15 protein-coding genes and 1 pseudogene are annotated in these 22019 nt (G+C 42.3%); 8 read left to right on the plus strand and 8 right to left on the minus strand.

Features of this window, described 5'->3' with window-relative positions; translation table 11 throughout:
• Nucleotides 1–43: 43 nt before the first annotated feature.
• Entirely contained in the window at nt 44–628 is a 585-nt protein-coding gene (locus tag LEP1GSC192_RS19235) for a hypothetical protein (protein ID WP_020768627.1), read from the plus strand.
• Nucleotides 629–701: 73 nt separating this feature from the next.
• Here LEP1GSC192_RS19235 and LEP1GSC192_RS03790 read toward each other — a convergent pair whose 3' ends face one another.
• A complete protein-coding gene (locus LEP1GSC192_RS03790) occupies nt 702–1778 on the minus strand; it encodes a hypothetical protein (protein WP_020768597.1) in 1077 nt (358 codons plus the stop codon).
• 332 nt (nt 1779–2110) lie between these two features.
• Here LEP1GSC192_RS03790 and LEP1GSC192_RS03795 point away from each other — a divergent pair, with 332 nt between their 5' ends.
• Both LEP1GSC192_RS03795 and LEP1GSC192_RS03800 read left to right on the plus strand, forming a co-directional pair.
• A complete protein-coding gene (locus LEP1GSC192_RS03795) occupies nt 2111–4441 on the plus strand; it encodes a SpoIIE family protein phosphatase (RefSeq protein ID WP_020768575.1) in 2331 nt (776 codons plus the stop codon).
• Between the two features lie 19 nt (nt 4442–4460).
• Nucleotides 4461–5357 (plus strand): bile acid:sodium symporter family protein, encoded by an 897-nt coding sequence (locus tag LEP1GSC192_RS03800; RefSeq protein WP_020768543.1) that lies wholly within the window; start codon nt 4461–4463, stop codon nt 5355–5357.
• A 70-nt stretch (nt 5358–5427) separates the two neighbouring features.
• Here LEP1GSC192_RS03800 and LEP1GSC192_RS03805 read toward each other — a convergent pair whose 3' ends face one another.
• Together LEP1GSC192_RS03805 and LEP1GSC192_RS03810 are read right to left on the minus strand one after the other, a co-directional pair.
• Nucleotides 5428–6753, minus strand: a complete 1326-nt coding sequence (locus tag LEP1GSC192_RS03805; protein WP_020768696.1) for a thiolase family protein — start codon at nt 6751–6753, stop codon at nt 5428–5430.
• A 52-nt stretch (nt 6754–6805) separates the two neighbouring features.
• On the minus strand, nt 6806–7669 hold the full coding sequence (locus tag LEP1GSC192_RS03810) for a thioesterase family protein (protein WP_020768628.1): 864 nt from the start codon (nt 7667–7669) through the stop codon (nt 6806–6808).
• Between the two features lie 155 nt (nt 7670–7824).
• Between LEP1GSC192_RS03810 and LEP1GSC192_RS03815 the strand changes: the two genes are divergently transcribed.
• The 4 genes from LEP1GSC192_RS03815 (at nt 7825) to LEP1GSC192_RS03830 (ending at nt 12880) form a co-directional block, all read left to right on the plus strand.
• On the plus strand, nt 7825–8436 hold the full coding sequence (locus tag LEP1GSC192_RS03815) for a TetR/AcrR family transcriptional regulator (protein ID WP_020768686.1): 612 nt from the start codon (nt 7825–7827) through the stop codon (nt 8434–8436).
• Between the two features lie 290 nt (nt 8437–8726).
• Nucleotides 8727–9143: a hypothetical protein gene (locus LEP1GSC192_RS03820; protein WP_157186885.1), complete on the plus strand. Its 417-nt coding sequence runs from the start codon at nt 8727–8729 to the stop codon at nt 9141–9143.
• 125 nt (nt 9144–9268) lie between these two features.
• Nucleotides 9269–11170, plus strand: a complete 1902-nt coding sequence (locus LEP1GSC192_RS03825; protein ID WP_020768572.1) for a hypothetical protein — start codon at nt 9269–9271, stop codon at nt 11168–11170.
• Nucleotides 11171–11209: 39 nt separating this feature from the next.
• The gene (locus LEP1GSC192_RS03830; RefSeq protein ID WP_020768529.1) at nt 11210–12880 is read left to right on the plus strand and encodes a DUF6055 domain-containing protein; all 1671 of its coding nucleotides are present in this window, start codon (nt 11210–11212) and stop codon (nt 12878–12880) included.
• Between the two features lie 6 nt (nt 12881–12886).
• On the opposite strand, the gene LEP1GSC192_RS03835 is transcribed toward LEP1GSC192_RS03830, so the two are convergent.
• The 3 genes from LEP1GSC192_RS03835 to msrB all read right to left on the minus strand — a co-directional run bounded on the left by LEP1GSC192_RS03835 (nt 12887) and on the right by msrB (nt 15148).
• Nucleotides 12887–13783, minus strand: a complete 897-nt coding sequence (locus LEP1GSC192_RS03835) for a triacylglycerol lipase (RefSeq protein ID WP_020768697.1) — start codon at nt 13781–13783, stop codon at nt 12887–12889.
• Nucleotides 13784–13891: 108 nt separating this feature from the next.
• Nucleotides 13892–14737, minus strand: a complete 846-nt coding sequence (locus LEP1GSC192_RS03840; protein WP_036088944.1) for an isocitrate lyase/phosphoenolpyruvate mutase family protein — start codon at nt 14735–14737, stop codon at nt 13892–13894.
• A gap of 15 nt (nt 14738–14752) precedes the next feature.
• Nucleotides 14753–15148, minus strand: coding sequence for a peptide-methionine (R)-S-oxide reductase MsrB (gene msrB / locus LEP1GSC192_RS03845; RefSeq protein ID WP_036088999.1), 396 nt, complete (start codon nt 15146–15148; stop codon nt 14753–14755).
• Between the two features lie 347 nt (nt 15149–15495).
• Between msrB and LEP1GSC192_RS03850 the strand changes: the two genes are divergently transcribed.
• Nucleotides 15496–17259: an acyl-CoA dehydrogenase family protein gene (locus LEP1GSC192_RS03850; protein ID WP_020768551.1), complete on the plus strand. Its 1764-nt coding sequence runs from the start codon at nt 15496–15498 to the stop codon at nt 17257–17259.
• A 34-nt stretch (nt 17260–17293) separates the two neighbouring features.
• Here LEP1GSC192_RS03850 and LEP1GSC192_RS03855 read toward each other — a convergent pair whose 3' ends face one another.
• Both LEP1GSC192_RS03855 and LEP1GSC192_RS03860 read right to left on the minus strand, forming a co-directional pair.
• The gene (locus LEP1GSC192_RS03855) at nt 17294–18769 is read right to left on the minus strand and encodes a TolC family protein (protein WP_020768688.1); all 1476 of its coding nucleotides are present in this window, start codon (nt 18767–18769) and stop codon (nt 17294–17296) included.
• A pseudogene (locus LEP1GSC192_RS03860) lies at nt 18747–21883 on the minus strand (efflux RND transporter permease subunit). Before LEP1GSC192_RS03860 ends, LEP1GSC192_RS03855 begins: the two are co-directional and overlap by 23 nt.
• Between the last annotated feature and the right edge of the window lie 136 nt (nt 21884–22019).

A 22019-nucleotide genomic window follows, 5' to 3' on the forward strand; every position in this document is an offset into this window, starting at 1 on the left:
GAATCCGGTGTTCCCCGCCGGATTCTTTTTTTAGGAAGGATACATGAAACCTAGATCCAAATTTCGATTTCTGATCTTCTTATTTCTTTTTACCGCGATAATATTCTGCTTTTATTTTCTATCCTCCGGATCTGATCCGGAAGGACCCGCTGCCTCTAAGACCCACCTGTCAGAACAAGAACCTTTTAGCTTTGCCGAAATGTCCACCGGATCTATTCATTTAGAAGAAACTTCCGATCTGGATCCTGATAAAAATTCGAATGACTCTTTCATATTAGTCGAATTAGTAGGTTTTCCCTTTTTGTCCAAGACAAAAGAGATTTTTGAAAATTTGGGAGAGAACATATTCCGTCCCGATCCGGATCTGACGGAAAAAGCAAAAGTATTCCAGGAGAAATTGGAATATCTGGATAATAAACGATCTTTTACGGGCCTAAATACTTTCGAAGAAGAAGAATATATCCTTTTGCAGTTGAGAAAAAAAAAGGATCTGCGAGAGATCCTGAACATAACATTCGAAAAGCTTAAAGAAGAGCTTTCTGAGACCCGGAGAAAGGAATTCCAAACGGAACTGGAATCTTTGGATCTATCGATCTCCGAACTTTCTAAAAAGATCGGAAACCATTAGTCTTATTTACGCATTAGGTCGATCCTTCGGATCTGCCTTTATATTTTCTATTTTCCTATCCGACGTTATCCTTTTAGAATGTAGTAGTGAATACCGGTCCAATGGCCCAGGATCGGTTAAAACTGAGCAGGATCTCAGGTTCAGCATAAGAATAATTCGCCATGATCCCCATATTCGGATGTACGAATAACATCAAGGTAGCGGAAACATTCCAAGCTGCTTGGGAAAAATTCCTTCTCGCATTGATCGTAAGGCTTATGAACTTTTTATAATCCATAAAGAAAACGATCCCGGCACTTCTTGCTTGTCTGGAAATCTGGGTCATCGAGTCCACTGTACTTACCGAACCTACTCCTTGGTAATACCAAGCATCCAGCATTCCATTAGGGTCCGCAGGATAACCGTTCACGTTGTTTTGTACGGTTCCGGCAGTGGTCCTTACGTTAATATGATATTCATTTCCCGCATATTGAAAGTATGGCGTGATATACCAACTTTGGATCGGTAACTTGACACGTAGTCCTGCTTTGCCCACATTGGAACTATATCCGTCGTCCGCATCTATCGTAGGAAAGGATTCATAGAGTCCATTGCCCACTGTAGTGCCTATAACGTTACGCGCCTTATAATAAGCTCCGAAAGCGGCGTATCCGACACCTACCATCGGTTGAACGAAACGACTTATATTCATATAATAGTCCAAGCTGCTAGAATAAACGTTACCTCCTGCGTTTCCTTCCGCAGTATTCACGCCGATCGGAGGATTTCTAAGAGGAGCAAAATTCACATCTACTCTTGCATAGGAAGCCTGAAAGACCAAGGAGTCGCTTAAGAGCATGAACTGTAACCCTTTCTGAGGACCTATTCCTTCTACTCCCAGATCCATTGCTCCGTTTTGTGTAAGACCGCTCGCTCTGCCTAAGGAAGGAATTTCTCTTTGACCGGAACTTGGGTTTACATAGTTGAACGGAAGTTTCGTTTGTAATTGTAAGTCGAATTGTCCTGCAAAAGCCCCTAATAATATTCTCCATTTGTCCTTCGGCGGTTCCGCAGTTTCCTTTTCTTCTGCAGAGATCGGCAAAACCATAAGTGGAAGAAATAGTAAAAGAATCAGTCCTTTCACTAAATTCCCTTTCCATCCGTATCGCATTAATATTCTCCTCGGTTTTTATACGAGTCTCCTAAATTCGTTTCGAAGTAATCAGGAGACTAACCTCCTTAAGCAGTTTTCGTGCCAGAAAGAAATTTATCAAACTTCCGGATGAAACGTGCGGAAAACAAAAGGATACAACATTCTGATGGGCAACTGATTAAAATCGATCGACCGTTCTTTGCCATACTGATTGAAAACAATCGATGTTTTGGGTTCCAAAACGATTGAAACAAATTAAATGCGAAATCGAAGCAAGATACGATGGATCTCCAAAGTAAAAATTCAAACTAAGATTGGCACGCTTTCTGCTATATGTCTTCGGGGGCTTTATGAGCTTACAGCTGACATTTTTTTCTTTCGGATCTTTGATCGTTTGTATTTTCACCGCGGTACTCGCAAGTTTTTTAGCCGCAATCAAAAACAGATCCAAGTCCAGTTCTTATTTGGCTGGGGCATTTTTTTTATTATCAGTCCACGCGTTCGCATTTGTGATCGCTTATAGTATCGATTCCCCCATAGCTGCCTATCATCGATGGCTGATCTTGGCCGTCATTCCCGCATTTTCCTGTATGGGGCAGTTCTTTTTCTTCTACCCGATTACTGTAAAAGAAAAATTCGCGTTTCGGTTCTTAATCACGCAATTATTCGTTTGGATAACCTTTTCCATATATTATGTTTTCTGCACATTTAAAAAAGAACCCGTATTTGATTTTTCGGAACAGATCTGGACTTTCCCCCTTCCGTTAGAGAACAAGATCTTAGGAGTTTTGGTTTTAGTTTATGCTTTCCTAATGATATTAACGGGAATATGGAGAAGTTGGACTGCCTCTAAGGAATCCAATCGTTTTACCGGGTTATTCGTTCTATTCTTCTCTCTTTTAATATTCCCTCCCGTGATCGCAAACGGAATGAGCCGGGCAGGATTAATCTCCAGAACGGACTTCCTGACCGTTTATACATTCTTTATGATCCCGGGAAGTTTTGTGATCCTAGTCCTTTACATCAATACTACTTCGGATCAGACTCGTTTTCTAAACAGGATCACCGGGATTTGTTTGGGAACATTCTTACTCATTCTATATTGGATAGGGCTCGCATCCGTTTCCAGACAAGAAGATACATTCGATCTAAGTAAATTACGAGAAGCGGAGAATTCGATCCTTATTCGGAAGAATGTTTCGGACTCTAGGCCGCATACAAGAACTCCGACGAATCAGAATTCAATCTCCGCTGCGGATGTCGGGATTCCAAAAAATCAAAATCCAAACTCTAGTCTGAGTGTAGGAATTCCAACAGATCAGGATTTCCGCAAAAGTTTCTTAAGACAATCCTCAGGATATTACGACTCCATCTTTCCGTCGGAAGCAGAACGTTATTTCATCGAAGATAGTAAAGTGGGATCAAGATCCGTATTATACAGATTTTCTCTCGAAGATCAAAATCATAAATACGAAGTAACATTTCCGTACGAAGAATATAGAAACTTTCTTCACGTAACTATCAGACCTTACTTTGCAATTTTATTCATCACCGTACTCGTCGTACTTTTCGGGTTTAGGCTCTTCTTTAGAGGTGCGATCTGGAATCCTCTCAAAAATTTATTAATAGGGATCGGAAAAGTAAACCAAGGAGATCTAAATACTAAGCTACAAGTTCGTATCCAAGATGAGATCGGTTTTCTTACGGACTCTTTTAATGGAATGGTAAGCTCAATTCGAGAAGCAAGAACTGCCCTCTCCGTATATGCGGACACATTGGAAGACCAGGTAAAAGACAGAACTTCCAGGCTTACTCAATTATTGGAACAACAACAAGGGGATTATTTTTTAACATCCCTTCTTTTAAAACCGTTCGGAATAGAGACCATCCGGAACGGAAGCGTTTTCGTTGAATCGTTTACTCGCCAGAAAAAACAATTCGTATTCAAGGAACATAACCACGAGATCGGCGGAGATCTTTGTATGTCTGCGAGCCTCAAAATCGGAGGATCAAATTGTACCGTGTTCATGAACGCGGACGCAATGGGAAAATCGATCCAAGGTGCAGGAGGTGCAATCGTTTTAGGTTCCGTATTCGGTTCCATCTTAAATAGGACAAGGTTATTCGAAGATAAAACGATAGAGTTTACTCCACAACGCTGGTTGAGATCCACTTTTTTAGAACTTTCTAAAGTGTTTGAAATTTTCGAAGGAAGTATGCTCGTCACCGCCATCCTCGGCGTCATAGAAGAGGCTACAGGCAAAACATATTTAGTAAACGCGGAGCATCCTTCTCCCATCTTATACAGAAACGGAAAAGCAAGTCTAATCCCGACCAAACATTTTTTCAATCGGATCGGATTACCTTTCGATCCATCTTCCATATTTACGGTCCAGTCATTTCAGTTGAAACCGGGTGATTCTTTGTTCATAGGTTCTGACGGTAAAGACGATCTGATTGTAGGTATCCGAGAAGATGGAAGCAAAGAGATCAATGAAAACCAAGAAGCTTTCCTTTCCAGGATAGAAGAAGCGAAAGGAGATCTACACAAGATCTACCAAGATATGGAGGAATATCTTACGGACGATATTTCCTTTTTAAAGATAGAATATTCGTTTTCCAAAGAGCCGATTAAAACGAACGGCCAACCCGCAAGACTCGTAACAAAAGAAACGAATTAAAACAATAAGGAGAAAAAAAATGCAAAGTGGATTTTTATTGGAGATAGTGCTTCCGATCTCACTTTTTATAATTATGTTCGGGATGGGGCTATCTTTGACGCTCAAAGATTTCGAAAGAGTGGCTCTATTCCCTAAGGCAGTATTGGTGGGACTTTTAGCCCAACTTTTGCTACTACCGCTTTTAGGATTTATGGTTGCAACCATGTTCCATCTGGAACCGTTGTTGGCTGTGGGATTAATGGTCTTATCCTGCTGCCCATCCGGCCCGACTTCAAATATGTATTCGTATTTGTTTAAAGGAGATGTAGCTTTATCGGTAACATTAACCGCTCTGATTAGCGTGATCAAACCATTCACTCTTCCTTTTTTGACGTACTACTCGATGGTATATTTTATGGGGGAAGGAAAAACGATAGAACTTCCAATACTCAAAACAATCCTCCAACTTTTTATCATCACTGTGCTTCCGGTCGGGATCGGAATGGTTGTAAAAAATTATTCCCCAAAATTTGCGACTGCTTGTGAAAAACCGGTAAAAGTTTTTTCGATGATCATTTTATTTGCAATCATTGCAGGCTTAGTGAAACAGAACTGGGAAAAAATGTGGGGATTTTTTGCTCAAAGTGGCGTTGCTGCTTTGACTATGAATTGTATTTGTATCAGTCTCGGATTTTTACTGGGCTTACTTTTACGTTTAAGTAGGACCCAAGCGGTAACGATCGCTTTTGAATTAGGCATCCAAAATGGGACTACAGCACTTTTAGTGACAGGGACCATTTTACAAGTCCCTACTATGACGGTGGTCCCGATTACTTATAGTTTGCTCATGTTTGTAACTGCATTAGTATTCGGACTATTCATCTTAAAGAATAGAAGATCCATTTTGGACCAACCATCTTTAGAAAGAGCAAGTTAAACCTTAAACATAAAAAACCCCGAAGAAGTCTCCTTCCTCGGGGTCTTAATACGATTTAAGAGGTTAAAAATTAACCTTCGAATCTTTCGATGAGCATTGCTCCTGCAATTCCACCGTGAGCACAAGCAGTGATAACCACTTTTTTTGCCTTAGGATCTTCTTGCAGGTCCATGATCGCGTTATTCACCAAACGGATACCGGTAGCTCCGAAAGGGTGACCTATCGCGATAGATCCACCGTTAGGGTTGATCTTCTTCTCGTCGAATTTTTGCTCCCATTTCCAACCGGTATCTTTTTCGATCTGAACAAGAGCCGCTACTGCAGTTGCCGCAAACGCTTCATGAATCTCAACGTAGTCTACGTCTTCGATCTTAACTCCGGTGTCCGTAAGAAGTGATTCGGTTGCATAAGCTTGTCCGATCCCCATCAAGTTGGGATCCACACCTTTCATTTTCCATCCGGAAAGTACCGCTTCGATCTTTAATCCGAGAGCTTTCGCTTTTTCTACCGTAGTTAAGATAACACCAGCTGCTCCATCGGAACGAGGGCTCGCATTGAAGATGGAAACGGTTGGCCCGTGAGATTTTTCAAGATATTTGGAATACTTGGTTTTGAACTCGTCGAATTTCATCTGAGGGTTGTCGAAAAGAAGCATTGCTCTTCCCATACGGCTTGGGTTTTCAACAAGTCCTTCACGAAGTCCGACTGCCTCATCGATAGTAAGCTCGGTTCCGTCTTCGTCTTTCATCGGGATGATGAATGGAGCGTATTTTCCTGCTTTAGAAGCTTCTAATGCTCTTTTGAAAGATTCGAAAGCGAGTTTGTCGGTGATCTCACGAGAAAGTTCGTAGTTCTGAGCAAGGATCTCAGCAGTTACTTGCATTCCGTAGGAAGTTTCACCGTCGCCAAGTCCGTCTTCCAGAGTGTCTCTAAGTTCCACACCTTCAGGAAGGTTATCAGGAAGAAGTTTTTTCAGTTTGTCCAAAGATCCCGCTTTCTTGTTCAATCTTGCGTTTTTCACAACGAAAGGCATAGAAGTTTGAGACTCTTCTCCGATTACCAGGAAAAGTTCTCCTTCTCCAAGAATGATACGGCGAGCCGCTTCGGAAAGAGCTTCGATACCGGATACGCAGTTATTGGAAACTGTGATCGAAGGAACTTCGTCCCTAAGTCCGATCAGGTTTGCGATCACTCGCGCGGAGTTCGGAGCATTAGAGAATCCTTCTCCAACTACGATCCCGTCGATTTGATCTTTTTTAACGCCACTCTTTGCAATGATGTCTTCAGCCACTATACGACCTAAGTGATGGCCAGGATAGGGTCCTAAAGCTTTCGCAATTTGAGCGAAGGGAGTTCTTCTTGGCGTACAAATCGCCAATTTTTTATCGAGTTTCATTGTCTTTCTCCAGACCTTTTATTTGGTACGTTCATTAAAATAAGATAATATTTCATTTGGGGCCTCCTTCAGGGAACTCGGTGACTCTCGCGAATATTTTCAGCAGATCTTCTCCAGGTTTTTTAGGCCTGGACTTGCTTACGGAAACTACGAGCAGATCGTCCATGGATTCCGCTAATATCTCTCCTGTTTCGGAGTCGCTGACCTCTTGTCTCATTCGGCTCCAGATCTTATCAAAACTATGGATCCAAGTTTGCACTTTTGCCCTTCTGCCAGCGGCAAGAGGTTTACGATAACGGATCTTCCCACCCATATAGAAAAGTGTGGTGTCCATTGCGACCAGATCTTCCAGGCTCAGTCCACATTCTGCGGTAAAATTCCAACGACCTTCTTCCAATAGTCTCCAATAGTGAGAAGGGTTATAGTCACCGAATGGATTTCTTTCACAGTAAAATAGATCTCTTTCCGCAAGTGTCCGTTCGCAAGATCCGGAAAAAGAAGGTACGGATTCGAAAGAAGAGATTAGCTCTTCGGAAGGATCTTGAGCAGCGATGAGTTGGAAAGGTTTTCCATCTTTCTCCGTTCTTGCTAATGTTCTGATCTCTGCCGCCACTTTTCCGTTTGGATCCAAAACTTCTTGGGAGAAGGCCAATAGGCCATCCTGTCCGGAGCGATAACTAGTGCGTATGGATAATTCCGTGTTTTCCATTTGTTGGGCAAGAAAACGAATATCCGCCCCAACGGTTTGTAATCGAACCGATTCTTCGAGCATTCTTTTCCAAGAATAACCCGCTTCTTCTAAGATACGATACCTATCCCCTAAACAAGAATCCTCATAAGTCCTACTAGTTGTATGTCTTTGTGTATCTAGATCCGAAAATCTGGTTCTGACTTGTTCTTTTTCCGTAACAGACATTTTGAACCGTCCTGACACTAGCTTAGACCCCGGGGAAATCGGGGCAATAAAAAAAATACAGAACGTTCGTTCTGTATTTTTATACGTTAAACCCAAATTCTATTGACGAAACGAGGTTTTTAGGGCAATACTGAAAAAATAACGTATTTAAGCACATGACCGCTCAGAGAAAAAAAAGAGATTCCGGGGCCAGTGTCCGCGAAAGAATTCTGGATACTGCGACAGATCTTTTCTATAAACAGGGATTTTCCAATACCGGAATGAGACAGATTATCCAAGAATCCGGCTCAGTTGCTGCGAGTCTTTACGATCATTTTCCTTCTAAAAAGGAACTAGGAATCGCCTACCTCGCTCGCCAGGAAGAAAAGACTCTTTCCGACCTAGCCTCTCTCATGGAAAGATATCCAGAGGTCCAAGAATTTTTAAGAGCCTGGGTGATCTTGAAAGAAAGACAGATCCGTCATCATGAATTTTTCGGAGATCCATTTGCAGGTTTTGCAAATCAAGTGATGGATGCCGATCCGGAATATACGGAATTTCTAAAAGGTATCGCTGAAAAATGGACTAAGATGATCCGAGATTATCTCAGCCGCGCGGTTGCCTCCGGTCAATTTACCAGAAGTATGGATATTCAATATGTCTCCAGAAGAGTGTTGATGGCGTATCATGGTTCCATCACTCTTTGGAGAATGACTAAAGATCTACGTTATATCCGAGAAATGGAAGACAGTCTTCGTGAGATTTTCGAAGATTATATAGCTAAATAAGCCTCTATCCTATAACAAATCATCCAATTTGGATATTTTTTCAAAAGAAAAAGTCCGAAAGACAAAAAAATCATGGTATAGTTACCTATATGATAGGGAACAAAACCTTTTCCAAATTGTTTCGCCATTTAAGGGTGCTTTTCCCGTTTTGGGCATTCCTCCTTCTATTTACTCTGCAATGTTCTCTTTTAAATTTAGATTTTTTAGAAGATGACTCAAATAAAGGAGGATGGAATCCTCTCTGCCTTGCAAATGCACAACTTATTTTAGCAGCCTGCCCCGACTGCGAATTGAATCTTGAAGTCGATGCGGTCAGTTTCCTTCTGCATACCAACGTTTCCATGCAGCATCCGAATTATAATAACTCCGGAGAGATTTTACCGTTTCCCCAGCCTTGGAGTTCGAATTCTTCCGAAAAAGTGTATATGGAAATTCCGAAAGAGATCGGCACTATGGTACTTAGCGAAGGATTTGTTTTTGAATATACGGATTCCAGTTCTAATGTGTACGAAAATTTCGACGACAATTTTCAATTACAACAAGCTTATACGGATGGGGATATAGATGGAGTAGATGGTCCGATGACAGGAACTATTTCCGGTCAATTAAGGAACAAATCCAATTTTTCGGATACTGTGAACGTGACCGGATCGATCCGAAATTACAATTTCCAATTTAATTGGGCTAGCTGTACAAACGGAATCTGATCCTATAAATTTCAAATTTCCTGCATTTTTCCGCTGGAAATAAATAATTATTACTTAACTCTTCACCTCGCATGAAAGAGAAACCAGGTCTTTTCAAAAGGCTCCGCTACCATTTCGATAATTTTATGTCTAGAGGCGGAGGCTCCGTCTTCGCGGCGCTAATGACCCTATTCTTAGGAGCATTCGTATTCTTATCTTTAATACGAATACTGGGTGCACTCTTGTTTCCGGATGAATCCATTAAAGAATCTGGTGATTTTTTATGGAGAGTGTTCTTACAAATCTCCGATGCAGGAGCGGTTGCAGAAGACGGAGAATCCAACTGGTTCAATAAATTCGTAGGAATACTAAGCGTATTTTCCGGTTTAGTCTTATTCTCCAGCTTAGTTGCATTTATCACGAACCAATTCGACCAAAAAATCCAAGAACTCAGAAAAGGTAAAAGTGATGTCCTAGAATCGGATCATACATTGATTTTAGGATTCGGGATACGAACGATTGAAATATTAAAAGAATTGATAGAGGCTAACTCTTCCGAATCGGGAAAAGCGGCTGTAGTACTCGCCGACCGAGACAAGGAGGAAATGGATGATTTTCTTTCCGAAAATCTGGAAGATACTAAGACTACAAAAATTATCACCAGGTCAGGACTTCCTTCTCATCTTCATTCATTAAAAAAAGTAAATGCGTCAAAAGCGAAAAGTATCATCATACTAAATCCTGCAGGTTCGGAAGAATCGGAAGAAGGTAAATCCGTAGGAGATGCGAAAGTTTTAAAATCCATCATGGCTCTTGTAGCTTTAAGTGGAGAGTTCGGTCTTCCTCCCGTCGTAGCAGAACTCCATGGATTAGAAAATCGGAATATTGCGTCGGATCTTTCCGAATCCATACAGGTCATGGACGAAAGAAGTATTCTTTCCAAATTACTTGTCCAAACATCCAGGACTTCCGGTCTTGCGATCGTGTATTCCAATTTAGTCGGCTTTGAAGGAAATGAGATCTATTTTTATAAACCTAAGAACGGTTGGAGAGGTTTAAACTATTCCGAAATTTCATTTAGATTTAAGGAATCGGTTCCGTTAGGTTTTAGAAAGATCAGCGGGGAAATCGTTTTAAATCCCGATCCGCAATATCTTCCGGAGAATGAAGAGGATGCGATCATTCTTGCCGAAGACGACTCTAAGATCAAATTCGATGATAAACCTGTGATCGTTACTGCAGCTCTATCTTATCCGAATACCAGTTTATCAAGGCCGATCGACAAACAACTGATCATCGGGTGGAATTCCAAAAGTAAAATTATCGTGGACGAATATGCAAAATTCTCTTCTCCGGATTCCCAAATCGATCTTCTGATAAACGAATCCAACGAAGAGATTAAGACAACGCTTGCAAAACTGAAAACTAAATATCCCCAGATCAAACTCAGATCGTTGGTAGCAAACCTTTCCCAAGAAGGTATTTTGGAAAAACTTTCTCCGGAACAGTATGATTCCGTAATATTCTTAGCGGAAGAGAAGGAGAATATCGAGGAAGTGGACGCCAGGACAATTTCTCTATTGTTAAGGTTTCGCCAATACTTTAAGAAAAAACAACTATCTGGAGGCAAAAAAGCCGAGACACAACTTATCACCGAGATCATGAATTCGGAAAATACGGAATTAGTTTTGGAAACCGGAGTGAAAGACTTTCTGATCTCCAATCAATTCGTTTCCAAGATGATGGCTCAGGTTTCCCAAGAACCCGATGTTATGAGGGTTTATGAAAGTTTATTCGATCCGGAAGGAAGTGAGATCTATCTTAAACCTGCCTACTTATATTTCGAGGATTTTCCTAAACGTGTAAATTTTGCGGATTGTATGTACGCAGCACAACAAAGAAAAGAGACATGTTTTGGGATTAGGATCGTTTCGGAGGAAACGGACGAATCCAAGGGTTACGGAGTATATTTGATCCCGGATAAGTCAGAATATTTTTCGCTACATGAATCCGACTCTTTGATCGTTTTATCGGAAGACCAGTCTTAGTTCATTTCGCCTCTTCTTTAATAATACGGGAGAAACACGGTGAGGTTAAAAAATTTTCAGATCATAGTTTATACTCTTATTTTCGTTTCCCCAATTCTTACGCAAGGCCAAGCGCCTAAAGTGGATTTAGCATATAACTCGGATATTCCCAAGTTCATTTTATCCAGCCGGAAAACCGCTCCGTCCAATTGGGAAGAATTTGATAAATTCCACTTTCCGAACGGGCGAGAATTTGTATTAAAAATTCCGAATAAAGCAGGATATTATACCGGCCCTGACGGCGGAACGGTGTATCAATGGAGTCCTGGATTTTACAAATGGGACCTGAAAGATGGCACAAGCTTTCTCCAAAGATCCGCAGATGAATGGGCATTGGAAAAAGAAGGAGTTAAGATCTATTCTTATCCTAAAAAATGCCCGAGCTGCCAATCCGAAAAAATCCTGATCTATCCGGACAATTCACAGATCAGAGCTTCTTTCTATGAAGTATCCGGCAAATTGGAGTATTTATATGAGAATCTAGCTGAGAACAAATTCTTTCGATTTACCAAACCTGGACGATACGGAAATATTTCCGAAGAGAAAGATCGTTTTCTTTTCGAGTTCGAGCCTAAAAATTCTCTTTTTGTTCATGCGTTTACCGAATCCAAAACCACTCCGGATTTTTTCAAAAAAGCGGAAAGTGATTTCGATCTGAAACCGTCATCCAGGATCCTGGTAGCTTTTTTTCAGGATACGAAGTCCTTCAGAGAATTCAATAATTTAGCCGGGATCGCTTGCAGCGGTGGTAGAGGCGGAATTTACGGGATCAGTTTTTGTGATCCGAGTCCCGAAAAGGATATGATCGTGGAAGATCCGGATCCTGAGGTCAAAAGGTATCAACATTCGACCCAACCCTCCTATATGGTGTATCATGAAATCACTCATCATATGCAGCAGATCAGATGTGGCGCAATCCGAACCGGAAAAAACCAACCGCCTATCGCTCAGCCTGCTTGGCTTGTAGAAGGTCATGCAGAATTTATTGCCCATTTCGGTTGGCCTAAACACAAAGGTACAAAGTATAGAGAATATTACGAAAATTTTATTCTAAAGAAGAGCAAGTTACAACTGGAAAGATCAGATCCTTATCTAGCAGGATTTCTGGCAATGGATTTTATTTCTCAGAAGTATGGGAATTCAAAAATCAGGGATCTTTGGGATAAAACTTGTGAGGGAGAAAGTATCGATTCCGCATTAAGATCCGTGCTCAATTCGAATGTTTCCAAATTACAGTCGGATCTGCTGAGCTATTTGGGATCCGAAACGAAAGATCTTCCTGCGAAATTTTTAGAATGGGAAATTATCGGAACAATTACTTTACCTTTTGCTTTTTCGGAAGCTTCTTCTTTTAAAACGGAAGAACTTGCGGAGTTGATAAACATTACTGATCCTTCCTCCATTCCTGATATTAGAATTCCTTTTTCTTTGAAGGTAGAATCGCTGAAAGGTAAGGTAGAAGGTGTATTCCAATCTCCGAGAAAGGAAAGAGTATATCTTTTTAAGAATGGTACGTATCGTTTGGAAACTCCTAAATACCAGGTGAATGTGTTCCCGGATGGGACCACAAGTTTTACTTCCGAAAAAAATTCGATTACTGTTTGGGGGACTGGAACAAGGAAATGGGACTCCGGCGGTAAATCTCTTACGTATTTTCCGCCGAAACTATAAAGAAGTTTAACGTTTCTTCTTAGGTTTTGCTTTTTTAGGGGAAGACTTGGCCGTTTTCTTTTTAGCAGGACTTGTTTTTTTAGCCGCTTGCTTTTTAGGAGAAGTTTTTTTGGAAGGAGCGGATGCAACGGACTCCTTCTTTATATCTTCCTTGGCGACCGGTTTTTGTTTGATGGGAAGCGGATCCTTCTTCTCTTCCGAAGTCACTAAGGAACCTAAACACTCTATTCCAAGAGGTCCTAAATATAAGTTCAGATGTCCGTATTCCGGGATCTCAACATCGTCAAAATGGCCAAGGGTTGCGCTTTCCCAAGGACGGACGATACCTTCTCCCTTCGTAAATACGGCTTGTACATTATGAAATTTTGAATAAGTTTCCACTACTTCCTTCACTAATTTAGAACCGGGCATCATTTGCCAGGTGCAAGGAAAGATAGGAGCAAGGTAAGCCATATAAGTTCCGTGCATAGGCGACCCTACCACGAAAATTTTTCGAACCCTGTCTCTTCCTTTATAACTCAAACCGGCGGCGATCAGTCCTCCCATGGAATGACAGATCAAATAACAATCTTTGATATTTTTCTCTATTAGGAAATTTTCGAGTATCTTACTTTTTTTGCGGATGTTTCCCGTCTGGAATCCAAGTGGAACCACATACACCGGATGTCCAAGAGAGATTAGATGTTTACGCATCGCAGCCCAAGTCAGACCTCTTCCTAAAAATCCGGAAACACATACGATAGGTCTTTTGTAACCTTCGGTATGATCCGGAAGTTCTATAAAGATCCCCAGGATATGACAGAAAAAATAATATATATGGTGATAGATCTCGGCTAAATGTTGTACGATTACGGGACGGATATTCCCTTTTTCGGGAAGGTAAGTAAGATGGTCTCTCTTCATTCGGTTTCTACCGCGGGCGAAAATCCCGCCCTAGGGTAGAATCCATTCTCAGCCCCGAGGCGCAAACAGAATTTTATGTCCTTCCACTCTATAGAAAGTGAAAGAATGTCATTTGGTATTAGCCTCGTATTCCGCAAAAAAATCGCATAATTCTTTATGAGAATACTGATGATCCGCATAAGTAAAACTGCCTGAATTCTTTATTTCAAGTGCAGCTTGACGAATGAGATGAAAACAGGCTCGTGCAAGACTTCCGCCTATACTAATTCTCCGAACCCCAAGAGATCTTAATTCCTCGACAGTAAGTTGGTTATGACTTAAACCCATGACTACATTTAGAGGACCGTTGATAGAACGTACTAATGTGCCTATCGTTTGAGGATCTCCTATCCCGGGTATAAAAAGACAGTCTGCTCCCGCTTCTTTATATGAATTACAACGAGCGATCGCTTCTTCCATGGCGTTGGGATGATTCGTTAAGAAGGCATCCGTTCTTGCAGTGAGAGTAAATGGAACACCGCTTTGATCCGCAGTCTTTCGGATCGCATGAATTCTTTCCGTGGCAAGTTTGACATCCAACAAAGGAGAAGAAGGATCGCCGCTCAGGTCTTCTATATTACACCCGACCACTCCGATACCGATCGCTTGTTTTACCGTTTCAGCGACTTGCGAAGGCTGGATCCCGTAACCTCCTTCCAGATCCGCGCTTACCGGAATTCCGACGGAGTCCACGATAGATTTTACTTCTGAAAGCATGTCTTCTTTACTCATAATCTGGTGATCGGGTAGCCCGGCCGCAAAAGCGATACCTGCACTCGTAGTCCCGATCGCGGAATATCCCGCCCCCGCCAACATACGAGCGCTACCCGCATCCCAAGCGTTAGGCATCACAAAGATATCCTTTGAATGTAGGTTTCGGAATATTTCGCCTAATCTGTTTTGTACGGGAGTCATACTTTCCTTTGAATATTAATCTTTTTTAAATTTTAAAGATGCTGAATTGATACAGTATCTAAGCCCGGTAGGCTCCGGGCCATCGGGGAAAACATGCCCTAAATGCCCTCCACATCTGGAGCAGAGCACTTCCGTCCGTGTCATTCCATGACTTGTATCCGTTTCGGATAGGACGGACTTGTCCGCAGCAGGTTTATAAAAAGAAGGCCAGCCGCTTCCCGATTCGTATTTAGTATCTGAGCTGAATAACTCGGCGCCACACGCAGCGCAAAGGTATTTTCCTTTTTCCTTATTATAATAATATTCTCCGGTAAACGCTCTTTCTGTCCCTTTCTCTCTAATGATCCGGTATTGTTCCGGACTTAGGACTTTTTTCCATTCTTCTTCCGACTTCTGGACTTCGTACTTCATCTTACCCCCTTTCTTTTCTTTTGGAGCTCCTACGGATTCGGAACATCCCAATAGAAAGTTTCCCAATAAAAATATAAAACCGATCCATAATCCGAGTCGACCCATAGTTTCTATCCCTCACCGGAAACTTCGAATTCCCAATGAAAAAGGTTACTTTATAAGTTAAATTATTGTATTGCTCGAGTTGTAAAGTGTAAACAATATTCCAAACACCTGTTCGGTTCTCCTCCTTTGTTCGCATTACAAACCAAAGTCTATATTCTAAAAAAGAAGTAATCAGGTAATACTTGACACGAGCTTAAGAAAGCAGTACACCTAAAGACCTCTAAGCGACAGGGAGAATACAAATGATTCAGGGAAACTATTTCCAGGATAACACCGACTTACAAACTCATTTTGATAATCTTATAGATTGGAAAGAGATTGTAGCGGCATACGAAGGCGACTTCCATGACGCCGCCAAATATAAAGAGACTAACGACGAAAGATATGCATATGCACCTTCTAATTTGCAGGAAGCAGTAGATTATTATAGATCTACTCTGGATGCTTTAGGAGAAATTATGGGGGACTTTGTTGCTCCTCGTAGTAAAGAAATGGACCAAACAGGGTTAAAATACGAGAACGGCAAGGTCACATTCCCGAAAGCACAAGAAGAATGTTATAAAACCTTAAAGGATGCGGGGCTTATGCCTATTTCCATCTCCAGAAAGTACGGAGGTTTGGGCCTGCCAGCGATCGTTCAATCCATGATGTGCGAGATTGCTGCCAGAGCGGATGCGGCATTTTGTCTAGCATACGGAAATATTAATATAGTCGAGATCATGGAAAGATATGCTTCCGACGAAATGTGCAACGAATGGCTGCCTCAGATCGCCGCAGGAAAATTCAGCGCGGCCATGGCTTTAACTGAACCTAATTACGGTTCCGATCTACCTAATGTGCAAACTAGGGCGACCCAAGATCCTGACGGAACTTGGAGAATTAACGGAGCAAAACGTTTTATCACTCATGCCTGCGGTTATGTGGATTCTCCATCCGTAATTCTTACTTTAGCTAGGACCGGAAGCCCCGAAAGCGGAGCTAGAGGATTGTCTTTCTTCTTAGTACAAGGGAAGGACGTTCATGTCGCGGGGATAGAACATAAAATGGGATTACATTGTTCTCCTACCTGCGAAGTGGTTTTTGAAAATTCTCCGGGACTACTTATCGGAAAAACCGGCTATGGTCTCGTAAAATATTCCATGGGGATGATGAATGCTGCAAGGCTTACAATCGCAACCCAATCTTTAGGGATCGGGACTGCCGCATATTTCGAAGCAAAAAAATACGCCTCGGAAAGGATTCAATTCGGCAAACCGATAGAGAAGATCCCTGCGGTCCGAAAAATTTTGGACAAGATGGAAAGAGAAATTTTAGCCACAAGATGTCTTGTTTCCGAAACGGGAAGAGCTATCGATCTGTATCATTGGAAAAAAGAAAGAATGCTCAAAGAAGAAGGTAAGAACGAAAGAGATGTGAACCAAGACGAGACAATCCGTCGTTGGGAAAAACTTGCAGACTTATTCACTCCTATGAGTAAATATTACGCCTCCGAAGGTTGTGTGGCGCTTGCTTCCGACGCAATCCAAATCCACGGAGGAAGCGGTTACACCGAAGATTACGATGTGGCAAGGATCTACAGGGACAGTAGAATTACCACAATCTACGAAGGAACCACTCAATTGCAGATCGTAGCAGCAATCGGAGGAGTGGTTTCCGGAATGGCAGCGAGCGGACATCTAAGAGCTTATGCAGAAGAAGAAATGTCCAAATTTTCTCCCTCTACCGATCTAAGATCTCTTTGGGAAAAATTGGAACAGGCGGTTCATTCTTACAAATCGATAGGAGACGGTTTTACAAAAGACGAATTAGCTTTCGAAACTGTGGAGATCGCAGCAAGATTTGTAGCCGGAATGTTACTAGAGAAATCGCTAAATCATGTGGATGGGGATCTGAAAAAACAAAGAACTAAACATTCACAAGATTATAATATAGATTCCTTAGCGATCGCGGAAGGAAATTTATTACGTCTAGAAAGAGCGAATCGCCAAGCCGCGGCGGCCGTATAAAAATTTCAACGGCCGGCAATCGTCGGTCGTTTGTTTATTCTTCCTTCTTTTCTCCAGGAAGATGCGGAATTTCTCCGATCGCAACTCCAAGAGCGATACGATTCAAAGAATGTTGGTGTAACATCTTACGGTATGTAATCTCCGAGTTTAACATCGCGATCCTGGAAGCGATCGCTTCTATCCTACTGTTTCTACCGGAACGATAACCGCTGGCCTGGCTCTGGGAAGTTTCTTGAGCGGATACAAATGCTTTTTGGTAGATCGCCAATATCTTTTGGGAATTCTTAAAACTTTCAAAAGCGTTCCTAATTTCCTGTGTGGCGGTCCTTCTGGTTTGCGAAGCGGTTAATTTTGCCAGTTTTTTAGCGGAGTCGGCCGCTTTTAGATCCGCCATTTGGGAGAACGGGGTTAAAGGCATCGTGATCTGCAACTGGGCTGTGATATCTTTAGAATGTGTTTGTCCGGGATAAGGAAAAGAATAAAAATTATTTAATGCGATTGTAGGAGCAAAACCCACCCAGGCCTTATCCTTTTGTGCTTCGGCCACCTTAACACTTTGATGGGCGGAAAGAACATCGTATCTTTTTGCTAAATATTCTTCAGGTTGCATACCTGTGGGGATCGGTTCTAGTTCCGCTTTGAATCCTGCCACCGAGATCGGTTTATCATAACCGACCATTGTGGCCAATGTGATTCGCACTTGTTCCAATTGGAATTTCGCATCCGCAAGAACGGCCTCCGCATTGGAAAGACTCGTTTCCGAATTCAAAAGATCGGATCTCATGATCCTTCCGACTGCATACATTCTTTTTCTTTCCTGCAAAGAGTCTTGGTTCAACTCGTAGGCCTCTTGGGAAATTTTTACACTTTCTTCCAATTGCAAAAAGTTGAAGTAAGCCTGAGCGATTTCCAAATACATTCTGCCCGCTTCATGTTTCGCTTCTAATCTTCTCTGCTCTGCCAAACTTTTGGAGGCTCTGTAATCTTGGTACGAAGAAAGTCCAGCGGAGATCGGAATGCTCAATAGTAAGCGAGAACCCGCCCCAACCGTAGGAGGAAGATTACTACCCGAGGTAGAAGAAGGTAATAAACTCAGCGGATCCCCGCTTTGGATTGCACGATATGTTCTATAGTTGTCTACTATAGAAGGTTGTTGTGTATGACCCGGGATCGAATAGAACTTGTTGAAAACGTAAGAAAGAGTCGGCATAAAACCCGCGAAAGCCTTGTCCTTCTGTGCTAAAGCCTGCTCGGTTGCCTCGTTTTTTAAGGCAATCCTTTCCGTTCTTTCTACTGCTAGAATATAAAGATCGTCCAAGCCGAAAGTTTCTTTCGCGACCGTTTTTTCCACATCCTGGGTAGTGATCCCCGTAATATTTTTCAGACTTTCTTCCACCACTCCGTCTGCGACTTTTACTTCCGGACTGGAAGCGCATTCCCAAAAGAGAAAACAGGCAAGAATAGAGAATATTATTTTTTTATAATTCTTAAGAGTATCTACGTACTTCATCTTTCTCATTTTCCATAAGATAATAAGCGGCAGGAACGACCACCAAGGTGATCAAGGTGGAAACGATCAAACCGCCTAAAATGGTGATCGCCATCGGTACCCTTGTTTCCGCTCCAGGCCCCAAGGCCAAGGCGGGAGGAATAGCAGCCGCAATCGAAGAGAATGTTGTCATAAGTACCGGCCTCAAACGGACAGGACAACCGACCCGGATCGCATCCGCAATATTCTTCCCTTCGCCTCTGACATGATTCACAAATTCCACCAGAAGAATGGAGTTCTTCTTCACAAGTCCCAAGAGCAGGATCAATCCTATAAAACTATACATATTGAAAGACTGCCCCGCTATCCAAAGAGCGATTAACGCACCCGAAAAACTAAAAGGCATGGAAAGAAGAATATAGAAAGGCTGTTTTAAACTATTGAACTGACTCGCCAAGATCATAAACGACATTACGATCCCTAAGATCAAAGCGCCTGACAAACTGGATTGCGATTCGGATGCGGTTTTTGCGGAACCTGTCACTTCCACATGATAACCTTCCGGAAGCATTTCTCTTGCGATCCGGATGGCTTCAGTCGTCGCCCAATTCTGTCCCTTTTCTTTAGGAGGATTTCCGAAAATTTTAATGGACCTATCTCGGTTCACTCTGGTGATATTTTTGAGAGTGTTGGTTGCCTGAAGCACTAAAACGTCTTTGAGACGAACGATCTCTCCGTAGGTATTCCGAACTCCGATATTCGGAATGATGTCCGTATTTTCTCCCATGTCCTTATCGATCTTAACTCGGACGTCGAAACTCCTCCCATTCTCCGTGAAACGACTTACGTTACGTCCTCCCATCAGAGGCCCGATCGTATTACCGATATTTGCCATACTCACACCACGAAGCGCAGCGGCCTCTCTGTTCGGGAGAATTTTCACTTCGGTTGTCCGGAAACATAATCGGTATCTATATCCAAAATTATTTTAGAAGAATCTAATTTTTCTCGGATAGAGTCGGAAAGTTTTGCTAGTGTAGCCCAATCGGGACCTGTCAACACCAACTCGACAGGATATCCTCTTCCCGCGCTAAAACCTCTTTGAGAAAGATCTTGGACGGAGAATTTTGCCTCAGGCACAAGCTCTTTCAAATCCTTTCGGAACTCGCTCAACACTTCCGATTGAGTGATCTCTCTTCCGGTCTTTTTGCTCTTAGGACGTTTGCCCATCTCCTTCATGGTAACAAAGAACATACCCGTATTGGATTCTGTTCCTCCCATTCCGCCCACATTGCTCATGTATTTTTCCACAATCGGACGAGAGCTGAGATAATTCTCCACCTTCTTCATTGCTTCGTCCGTGCGTATGATAGAAGAACCGATCGGCATTTTAGCTCGGACAATAAATCTTCCCATGTCTTGAGGAGGAATGAACTCCTTCTTCAGTAAGAACAAAAAGACGAGGGACAATGCAAAAAACAGAATAGAAGAAACAATCACTGTTCCCGGTTTACGAATTACAAATTCTAAAACTCTTCCGTAAACTCTCTCGGAGAATTGAAGAAAATTCTCTATCACAGGATCCATTCGTTTGAAAAAGGAAAAACGATCCGCGATATTTTTTAGTTTAGAAAAAAGAGTATCCGCAGGCAGAGTAAATGGTGATTTGGATCTTTGTTTTTTCTGGGCTTCTTTACTTTCTCTATAACGAGAAGCTCTCATCGGGGTAAAACTCAAAGCTTCAAAAAGAGAAAGAGCCACCGCTACGGAAACAGTAACACCGAATTCCAAGAAGTAACGACCGATAATCCCGGACATAAACGCAACCGGTAGGAAAATCGCAATGATCGCCAGTGTAGCAGCTAACGCAGCGAATCTGATCTCGGACGCGCCATCTAATGCAGCCTGGAACCAAGTTTTACCCGATTCCCTATGCCTACTGATATTTTCGAGCACCATGATTGCATCATCCACTACAATACCCGTCGCTAAAGAAAGACCGAGCAATGTGAATGTATTTAATGTAAAACCTGCAAAATACAGGATTAAAAAAGTTCCCATCACGGAGGTAGGTATCGCAAGAAGAACGTTCCAAGTACTACTCCAATTTCCCAAGAACAATCTACAAACAATTCCCGTAAGCAGGGAAGAAAGTATCAAAGTAAAAATTAATTCATGAACTGAGTCCCTGATAAAAGTGGTATTATCATTGGAAATATTCAGTTCGAATCCGGAAGGAAGAGTCGGTTTAAGCTCCTCTAACTTGGCCTTCACCAAGTCTCCGACTTCTACGGCGTTTGCTCCTTTGACCTTTTTTATCCCTAGGCCAACTGAGGATACTCCGTTAAATCTGGAAATCCTCCTAATCTCATCGAGACCGTCTTCGACCTTGGCGACTTCCCTCAAACGGATAGGACGGAACATCGCGGCTCCGCTTCTGGAGTTGATATATATATTAGAAAATTGTTCTACAGTTGGAACATCGCCCACCGCTCTTAAAGAAACTTCCGAAATTTTATTTTGCACCCTTCCGGACGGGACTTCAATATTCTGTTCCGTTAAAGTATTGATTATATCGGTTACCGTAAGTTCCGCCCTGTAAAGACGGATCGGATCCAAGAATACGTTGATAGTGCGGTCTACGTACCCGCCCAGAATGATTTCGCCTACTCCTGGAATTTCTTGGAATTTATCCTTAAGCCTAGTCTTAACGAAGACCATCTTCTCTTGTTCGCTTCTGTTAGTAGCGGTCAACGTAATCCAAATAATCGGCTGATCGTCCGGATTGGACTTCATAATGATTGCTGGATCCAGATTGTCCGGAAGTTTGTTGCTCACCTGCGCGATGTTCGTTTGGATCTCTTGAACGGCAACATCGACATCACGTTTGAGCTCCAGCTCAACCGTGATTGTGGCAGAACCGTCCGTAGAGACCGAACGGACTTCTACCACACCTTGGACTGTCATCAAAACTTCTTCGATTGGATCTACAACATCGGTCTCCATGACCTGAGCATTCGCTCCGGTCAAATTCAGAGTAACGTTTACGATGGGAAAATCCACGTCCGGCATCTGAGAAAGACCCATACGGGAAAAGCCGATACTTCCCAGCAGAATGATCGCTGCCATCATCATCCATGCAAAAATCGGATTGCGAATAGAAACCTCGGAAAGCTTCAAAGGAACCTCTTTCTTTCTGTATTTATTGGGAGGGATTTTTGTATAGCTATAGGACCTGTCTTTTTCGCACAAGTGCCAGATTTTTTCTTGT

Origin of the sequence: Leptospira sp. B5-022 (assembly GCF_000347035.1) — a bacterium.
GTDB classification, from domain to species: domain Bacteria; phylum Spirochaetota; class Leptospiria; order Leptospirales; family Leptospiraceae; genus Leptospira_B; species Leptospira_B cinconiae.